This is a genomic window from Pseudophaeobacter sp., assembly GCF_039971195.1.
GTDB lineage: Bacteria > Pseudomonadota > Alphaproteobacteria > Rhodobacterales > Rhodobacteraceae > Pseudophaeobacter.
Window position 1 is genome coordinate 1 of sequence record NZ_JBDWPJ010000152.1, and the last position, 8477, is coordinate 8477.

General features: G+C 59.0%; 9 protein-coding genes. 1 reads left to right on the forward strand and 8 read right to left on the reverse strand.

Going from position 1 to position 8477, the window contains the following annotated elements; genetic code table 11:
* The 3 genes from ABJP42_RS13505 to ABJP42_RS13515 all read right to left on the reverse strand — a co-directional run.
* Nucleotides 1-563, reverse strand: a 563-nt coding sequence (locus tag ABJP42_RS13505; RefSeq protein ID WP_348341187.1) for an NAD-dependent epimerase/dehydratase family protein, incomplete at its 3' end; no start/stop codon positions are given.
* On the reverse strand, nt 560-1462 hold the full coding sequence (locus tag ABJP42_RS13510) for a bile acid:sodium symporter family protein (RefSeq protein WP_348341189.1): 903 nt from the start codon (nt 1460-1462) through the stop codon (nt 560-562). The genes ABJP42_RS13505 and ABJP42_RS13510, both read right to left, overlap by 4 nt.
* Nucleotides 1459-2805 (reverse strand): flavin-containing monooxygenase, encoded by a 1347-nt coding sequence (locus tag ABJP42_RS13515; protein WP_348341191.1) that lies wholly within the window; start codon nt 2803-2805, stop codon nt 1459-1461. Before ABJP42_RS13515 ends, ABJP42_RS13510 begins: the two co-directional genes overlap by 4 nt.
* A gap of 80 nt (nt 2806-2885) precedes the next feature.
* Here ABJP42_RS13515 and ABJP42_RS13520 point away from each other — a divergent pair, with 80 nt between their 5' ends.
* Entirely contained in the window at nt 2886-3542 is a 657-nt protein-coding gene (locus tag ABJP42_RS13520; protein WP_348341193.1) for a TetR/AcrR family transcriptional regulator, read from the forward strand.
* A gap of 27 nt (nt 3543-3569) precedes the next feature.
* On the opposite strand, the gene ABJP42_RS13525 is transcribed toward ABJP42_RS13520, so the two are convergent.
* From ABJP42_RS13525 to ugpB, 5 genes are all read right to left on the reverse strand, one after another.
* Entirely contained in the window at nt 3570-4526 is a 957-nt protein-coding gene (locus ABJP42_RS13525) for a glycerophosphodiester phosphodiesterase family protein (protein ID WP_348341195.1), read from the reverse strand.
* Nucleotides 4526-5581: a sn-glycerol-3-phosphate import ATP-binding protein UgpC gene (locus ABJP42_RS13530; protein WP_348341197.1), complete on the reverse strand. Its 1056-nt coding sequence runs from the start codon at nt 5579-5581 to the stop codon at nt 4526-4528. Before ABJP42_RS13530 ends, ABJP42_RS13525 begins: the two co-directional genes overlap by 1 nt.
* Nucleotides 5582-5593: 12 nt before the next feature.
* On the reverse strand, nt 5594-6445 hold the full coding sequence (ugpE, locus tag ABJP42_RS13535; protein WP_348341199.1) for a sn-glycerol-3-phosphate ABC transporter permease UgpE: 852 nt from the start codon (nt 6443-6445) through the stop codon (nt 5594-5596).
* On the reverse strand, nt 6445-7326 hold the full coding sequence (ugpA, locus tag ABJP42_RS13540) for a sn-glycerol-3-phosphate ABC transporter permease UgpA (protein WP_348341201.1): 882 nt from the start codon (nt 7324-7326) through the stop codon (nt 6445-6447). Before ugpA ends, ugpE begins: the two co-directional genes overlap by 1 nt.
* A gap of 115 nt (nt 7327-7441) precedes the next feature.
* The coding region (gene ugpB / locus ABJP42_RS13545; protein WP_348341203.1) for a sn-glycerol-3-phosphate ABC transporter substrate-binding protein UgpB at nt 7442-8477 on the reverse strand (1036 nt) is incomplete at its 5' end.

The following is an 8477-nucleotide window of genomic DNA, read 5'->3' on the forward strand; positions in this document are numbered from 1 at the left end:
AGCAGACGGGGTTTGTGAAACAGCGCGGTGATCTGGTTTTCCAACCCGGCACCAAGCACTGTGCCCACCCGCAGCACCACCTGCTCCAGATACGGGCTGCTGGCGCGGGCCTCCGCCAGCATCTCTTCGACCTGACGTTTGTGATCGGAATAGGCGAACTCGGCATTGCCACGCACCGGATCGCTTTCTACCAGCGGCACCGGATTATCCGCGTGATAGCCATAGGCCGCCCCCGAGGAGGTCACCACCAGGCGCCTGACCCCATGGGCAAGACAGGCCTGCAGCACATTGCGCGAGCCGGTGACATCCACCGCATAGGCAAAGTCACGGGTTGTCGGCGTGACAATCGAGGCCAGATGGATCACCACATCGGGGCGCTCCTCGCCAATGATGCGATCCGGGTCGGTGCCGCGCACATCCAGCGCTTCAAAACGGATCCCCTCTGGCAGCCCCTCAGGGCAGCGCAGATCTGTCGCCAGCACCTCATAGGAGCCCTGTGCCAGCTCACGTATCAAGGCAGAGCCCACATCCCCTGCGGCCCCGGTGATCAAAACCTTGGTCATCGCTGGGCCTCCGTTCGCGCCATGATCCTGGCCAGACAGAGGCCAGAGATGGCGTGCCAGATGCCCCAAAGGGCAGCCACCACGGCCATACCGCCCAGCCCGTTGAAGAAGCCAAAGATCAGGACCAGCCCAAGGCCGGAATTCTGGATGCCGGTCTCGATGGAGATGGCGCGCCGGTCAAACTGCGACAGACCTGCCAGGGAGGCGCAGCCATAGCCCGCTGCCAATGCAATGGCGTTGTGCAACACCACCAGCCCGCCGACATAGGGCGCAAATTTGAGAAAGAACCCCCAGTTTGCGGCCAGGGCGAGCACTACGAAGGCCAAGAAGATCAGCATCGACAGGTTCTGCATCGGGCGGCGCACCCGATCTGCAAAGGCCGGGCGATGACTGTTGAGATAGATGCCCAAAAGCAGTGGCAGGACCAGCATCAAAGAGACCGTGATGGCGATTTGAACCGGGTCGATCTCCACCGTGTTCAGGATCTCCCGCGTTGGTGCATAGAGCTGCCCCCAAAAGGCGATATTCAACGGCGTGATCAGGATCGCCCCCACGGTTGCAAAGGCGGTCATCGATACCGACAGTGCCGCGTTGCCGCCCGCACGATGGGTGATGAAGTTCGAAATATTACCCCCCGGACAGGCGGCAACCAAGATCAACCCCAGGGCAATGGAAGCCCGTGGCTCGACCCACAAAACCAACAGAAAGGTCAGCGCGGGCAGGACAATGAACTGCGAGATCAGCCCGGTCAAAACCGGTTTTGGCGCGCGCAGAAGACGGGCAAAATCACTCATCTTCAGATCCAGCGCGATTGAAAACATCACAATCGCCAGGATGGCATTCATCACCAGCAGACTGGAGGCGCTGAAATTCAGAACAACTGTATCAAGCTCCGTCATGAGGTGCCTCCTGTCAGGGCTTTGATCCAGCCAGTGACGGCTTTACGATAGGTGGCCTTGTCGACGTAATAGGCCATGCGGGCCAGTTTGAGGTAGTTCATCCCGCCCGTTGCGCGCTGAAACCCGGCGGCTTTCTCCTGCTGCAATCGGGACGCGCTGGCGCTGCCTGCCTGGATACCCTTGATGTATCGCGCCACCATTTCAGCCTGCTCGTGACGTCCCTGCCAGCCCAGACCCGAGGCTTCGACCATGCCAAGCACAAAGAGATCGTCGCGGCTGGGGTGCATACAATTGAGGTAGAGATGCGGCGCGGCGCCCTGCCAGTTGAGCAGCTCTTTGTCGATAAAGGGATAGTGCAGCAGATAGCCGGTTGCGGTCAGGATCATATCGTAATCAGCCTGACTGCCATCGGTGAAAAACACTGTCTTTCCATCCACGTGGTCGATATCAGGCCGCACCTTCAGATCGCCATGGCCGGCATGGAACAGGATCAGAGAATTCACCACCGGGTGGCTTTCATAAAGCGCATAATCCGGCTTTGGGAAGCCGTATTTCTGCGGATCACCAACAAACCATTTCAGGATCATGCCATCGACCCGACGCTTGAGCCACATCGGCAGGCGGATGGCGCCGCCCATGGTATCGGCCGGTTTGCCAAAGACATATTTGGGCACAAAGTAATAACCACGCCGCATCGAGATATCGCAGCTCACCCCGTGATGAATGGCATCCACTGCGATGTCGCAGCCGGAATTTCCCGCCCCGACAATCAGCACGCGTTTGTCCGCAAACTGGCGCGGATCGCGGTACTGCGCCGCATGGATCTGCTCGCCTGAATAGCTGCCTTTGAAGCTGGGAATATTCGGCTCCGCCAGGGTGCCATTGGCGATCATCACCCCGGCAAAGGTCTCACTCTGTTCAACCCCGTCGCCATCGCGCCAGGTGACCTGCCAGCCCTCTCCCGCCGCTCCCAGGGGCACACAAGACAGCACTTCGCAGTTGAAAGCATAGTCTTTGTAGAGATCAAAATGACGGGCAAAATCGCGAAAATAGCGCCGCATCTCGTGGTGCGAGGGGTATTCTGCCACCTCTTCGTCCATGGGAAAGTCGTCAAATTGAGTCATGTTTTTGGACGAAATCAAATGTGCGGTTTCATACATTGTCGACTGCGGTGCATCGATATCCCACAGCCCGCCCACATCTGAATGCAGCTCGAAGCCCTGAAAGGGAATGCCCTGCTCTTTCATGACCTTTGCCATGGCGAGCCCCATGGGTCCCGCGCCAATCAGCGCAAACCTGCCCGTCGCAGCTCCCATTGGGGCCGCGCTTGCCTGTGCCGTCATCACTGTCTCCTCCCAAAGACACCCGATGGGTGTTCATTTAGATTGAACGACTGTTAAAAATAGGGCAAGATAAATCTGTCATGACAGGTAAAGTGCAAGAAGAACAACGACAACGCGCACCAAGCAAGCGCTCACTCGCAACACGAGAGCGCATTTTTGATGCCGCAGAGCAACTGTTTGCGGAGCGTGGATTCGAGGGGGCTTCGATTCGTGACATCGCCCGCGCGGCCGAGGTTCAGGGTGCGCTGGTCAACCATCATGGCGGCAGCAAGGAAGCGCTGTTTGCCACCGTCGTGGCCCGACGGGCAGAGGAATTGTCGCGGATTAGGCAAGAGGCGCTGGCGCAGGCAAAGGCAGATGGCCCACTCACCCTGCGGCTGGTGCTCAGCTGTTTCATAGCGCCCTTCATCGATAAGACACTGAACGGTGGCGAGACCTGGTCAGCCTATGGGCGGCTGATTGCTCATGTCTCGTCTGACCAGCGCTGGCAGCATATTGCGCAGACCTGTTTTGATCCGACGGTGAAACTGTTTCTGGAGGAAGTCGCCACCCTGCTGCCCGAGACATCACCGCAGAAGATAAGCGCTCATTTTGTCTTTATGGTCTCCGCCATGCTGTCGCTTTGCACCTCGCGCTGGCGGATGAATGGCCTCGCCCAGGGCGCCGCCGGCCGGGACCTGACCCAGGACCTGACGGCGGAGCTACTGGATTTCTGCGAAGCCGGATTTAAGTCATAAGCCGCTGATTGTTCGGGGTAACCAGAATCAAGCAGGCAGGACCTGTTGTTCCGCCCAGCGCAGGTTCTGGGCCAGCAACCTACGCTGCACCCGACCGGGATAATCCGTGACAATGGCATCGGCCCCAAGGGAGATGATATGGTCGATATCGGCCTGTTCATTCACCGTCCAGACCGCAACCAGCAGCCCCAGAGCGCGGGCCTGAGCCACCTGTTCAGCAGTCACATCCAGATAATAGGGACACCAGAGGCTCCCCCCCGCCTCTGCCACCAGTTCCGGCACATTGACGGTACTACCGGTCAGATCCGGGCAGGAGGGCGCGGCGTGATCCTCGCCCAGATCTGCGTCATTGTCCGGCAGCTGGGTCAGAAAGGAAGTGGGCATCTCGGGCGCCTGGCTTTTGCATTCCGCCAAAAGCGCCCAGTCAAAGCTGTGCATCAGGGTGCGTTCAGTCAGTCCCAGCGCCCGCACCTCGGCCACAACGGCGGCCACAACGGCAGCGCGGGCTGCGCCGTCCTGCAGCTTGGCCGGATCGGATTTGATCTCCAGCATAAGGTGCACGTCCTCGTAGCCCGGCTGGGCAATCAGGGCGCAAAGATCACTGAGCCGCGGAATGCGGGCACCATACAAGAAGGCCTGATCCGGAAAGCGCTGACCATAGTCGCTGCGCCCGTCCAGTCCGCCAACATCCAGCGCCGCCAGATCGCTCCAGGCCAGATCCGCGACCTTGGGTTCTGCCCCGCGCAGCCAATTGCCCGCCCCGTCGCGGACAATCGAGCCTGTCAAAGAGTGGTTATGGGTAATCACCGGCACCTCGTCGCGGGTCATCACCACGTCGAACTCCAGCAGGCGCACGCCACAGTCCAGGGTGAAGGCAAAGCCCTCCATGGTGTTTTCCGGCATCACACCGCGCGCCCCCCGGTGGCCGATCACCCGGATGAGATCCGAACCACCGGCAAAAGCCGCAAGCTGGGGGTAGTGCATCACGTCTCCAGCCGTTTTTCGGTTTTGGGATCAAACAGATGCAGCAGCTCTGGTGCGGCAGAAAACCGATGGGTTGCACCGGTCTCGGTTGTGACATGCCCGGGCACCGAGGCCACCATGGCGTGGTCGGATCCAGAGAGAGTGCCGTGCAGCAGGGTATTGGCGCCAAGCTGTTCTACCATCTCCACATCAATGCCAATGGGGCCTGCCGCATCCGGCACCAGATGTTCGGGACGGATGCCGAGCAGCACCAGGCCAGGTTGGGCCTGCACCGCGCTGAGCTTTGCCCCGGTTGGCAGAACCATACCGTCTGCCTCTGCTGTGGCGGGCAGGAAATTCATCGCCGGGCTGCCAATGAAACCCGCGACAAAGACCGAAGCAGGCCGGTCATAAAGCTCAATCGGGGTGCCGAATTGTTCGACATAGCCGCCGTTCAGAACCATCAGCCGATCGCCCAGAGTCATGGCCTCAACCTGGTCATGGGTGACATAGATTGAGGTCACACCCAGGCGCTGTTGCAGCTTGCGGATTTCCAAACGCATCTGCACCCGCAGCTTGGCATCCAGGTTCGACAGAGGTTCGTCAAACAGGAAGACCTGCGGGTCGCGCACAATCGCCCGCCCCATCGCAACCCGCTGCCGCTGGCCGCCGGACAATTGCCGGGGCTTACGGTCAAGATATTGACGAATCTCAAGAATATCGGCGGCTTCTTCGACGCGACGACTGATCTCTGCCTTGGAGAGTTTGCGGATTTTCAGCCCGTAAGCCATGTTTTCGCGCACCGACATATGCGGATAAAGCGCGTAGTTCTGGAACACCATAGCGATATCACGCGCCGAGGGTTCCAGCTCGTTCACCCTCCGCCCGGCGATGGCGATTTCGCCAGAGGTCACGGTTTCCAGCCCCGCCACCATGCGCAGCAGGGTGGATTTGCCGCAGCCCGAGGGGCCAACGATGACGATGAATTCGCCATCTTTGATCTCGCCCTCGACATGGTGCAGCACTTCGGTGGGACCGTAGGATTTGGTCAGGTCGGTTAGTTTAATTTCAGCCATTTGCGGGGCGTCCTATTTATCGGTTTCCGTCAAGCCCTGCACAAAGAGCTTTTGCATCGAGATGACGACAAAGATCGGCGGGATCATCGCCAAAAGGGCGGTCGTCATGATGATATTCCATTGCGGGCTTTGCTCGGCGGCCTCCAGCATCTGTTTGATCGACATGACGATGGTTGTCATCGAGGTGTCCGTGGTGATCAGCAGCGGCCAGAGGTACTGGTTCCAGCCAAAGATGAAGAGAATGACAAACAGCGCCGCGATATTTGTCCGCGACAGCGGCAAGAGGATGTCCCAGAAGAACCGCATCGGTCCGGCGCCATCAATACGTGCGCTTTCCAGCATCTCGTCTGGCACCGTCAGAAACACCTGGCGGAACATGAAGGTGGCCGTGGCCGAAGCGATCAGCGGGATCGACAGCCCCCAATAACTGTTCAGCATCCCGAGGTTTGCAACCACTTCGAAGGTCGGCAGGATCCGCACCTCGACCGGCAGCATCAGGGTGATGAAGATCATCCAAAAGCAAGTCATGCGGAAGGGAAAGCGGAAATAGACAATGGCAAAGGCCGAGAGCAGCGAGATGGCGATCTTGCCCAGCGAGATCATCATCGCCATGGCCAGACTATTGGCCAGCATCAGCCAGACCGGCGCACCTTGGGTGCCGCTGAGGCCAGTACCAAACAGGGTCTGTTTCAGGTTGTCCCAAAGATGGGTGCCGGGCCAAAGCGGCAGCGGCACCTGGGTCATGCGGATCTCGTCATGGGTGGCGGCAACAAAGGTGATCCAGATCGGCAGGGCAATGGCAATGACGCCAAGCACCAGCACAAAATGAGTGAGCAGCGAGGTAAGGGGGCGACGTTCAACCATCAGTATTCCACCTTTCTTTCAACATAGCGGAATTGGACAACGGTCATGGCAATGACCAGTACCATCAGGATCACCGACTGCGCCGCGGAGCCGCCAAGATCCAGACCAACAAAGCCATCGTTGAAGACCTTGTAGACCAGAATGGTGGTCGAGGTGCCCGGCCCGCCCTGGGTCACTGCGTGGATGATGCCGAAGGTCTCGAAAAAGGCGTAGACCATGTTGATCACCAGCAGGAAAAACGTGGTGGGCGAGATCAACGGCAGAATGATCGAAAAGAACCGGCGTCCCGGCCCGGCGCCATCAATGGCGGCGGCCTCGATAACGCTATTGGGGATCGACTGCATCGCCGCAAGATAGAACAAAAAGTTATAAGCCACCTGTTTCCAAGCCGCGGCCAGGATCACCAGCGCCATGGCCTGATTGCCATTCAGGTAGTGATTCCAATCTATGCCAACGAATTCAAGGAAGTAGGGAAAGATCCCCAGGGTCGGGTTGAACATGAAGACCCAAAGCGCGCCGGCCAGAACCGGGGCCACCGCATAGGGCCAAATCAGCAGGGTGCGATAGATCATGGCACCACGCACCACCCGCTGGGCAAAGCCCGCGAGCACCAGCGCAAACCCCATCGAGAGAGCCGCCACCAAGAGCGAAAAGATACCGGTGCGCCAAAAGGCGTCCAGGTAGTGCTGGTCATCCCAAAGCACCTGGAAATTCTCAAACCAGACAAATTCGGAGCCAAGGCCAAAAGCGTCCTCAATGAGAAAGGACTGATACATCGCCTGACTGGCGGGCCAGATAAAAAAGACCAGCGTAATCGCCAGCTGAGGTGCCACCAGCAGATAGGGCAGTGGCGAAGAAGGAAAATGGACGCGTTTCAGCATGGAGTGCCCCGTATTGTGGCCTGTGTAGTGCCCGGCAGGTTCTGCCGCAGCTGCGGCAGATAAAACGAGACCATGCCGCCCGAGGGGCGGCATGGCTCAGATCGGTAAGCAGTGCTTATTTGGCGGAACGCTCGAACTTGCGCAGCAGGGTATTGCCACGCTCGGCTGCCGCGTTCAGCGCGTCGGTTGCCGATTTGTCGCCAGCCCAGACAGCTTCCAGCTCTTCGTTGATCACGTCACGCACCTGAACAAAGTTGCCAAAGCGCAGGCCACGGCTGTTCGGGGTTGGGGTGTTCAGGCTCAGCTGCTGGATGGCTGTGTCGGTGCCGGGGTTGCTTTCGTAGAAACCCTGCTCCTTGGACAGCTCATAGGCGGCTGTGGTGATCGGCACATAGCCGGTTTCCTGGTGCCACCAGGCCTGAACTTCGGGCGAGGACAGATAGGTCAGGAACTGAGCAGTGCCCTTGTACTCTTCGCTCTCGTGGCCATCCAGAACCCAGAGGGTAGCGCCACCGATGATCGAGTTCTGCGGTGCATCAGCGACCGAAGTGTCGAGTGGCAGCATGGTCTGACCAAATTCGAACTCGGCCTGGCTCTTGATCGAACCGTAATAGGCAGAAGAGTTCATCCACATGCCGCATTCACCGCTGGTGAACATGGGCAGGCTGTCGCCACGACGACCGCCATATTTGAACAGGTTACCTTCGGTCATGGCAGCGATGCCATCCAGACGGGCCGCAACCGCTTCGTTGTTAAAGGAGAACTCGGTGTCGAAACCGGCAAAGCCGTTTTCCTTGGTGCCCATGCCGATGTTGTGCCAGGCCGAGAAGTTCTCAACCATGACCCAGGACTGCCAGCCAAAGGAAACGCCGCACTCCATGCCATTGTCGACCAGCTTCTGCGCGGTTTCCTGCACCTCATCCCAGGTTGTTGGAACCGAGGCACCGGCTGCCTCCAGGGCGGTTTTGTTGTACCACATCACCGGGGTGGAGCTGTTGAAAGGCATCGACAGCAGTTCCCCTTCGGGGGTCTCGTAGTAGGAGACAACCGCAGGCAGGAAAGCGTCGCCGTCAAAGGCTTCGCCGGTGTCTTTCATCAGTTTCTCAACTGGGTAGATCGCGCCCTTGGCGGCCATCATGGTGGCGGGGCCA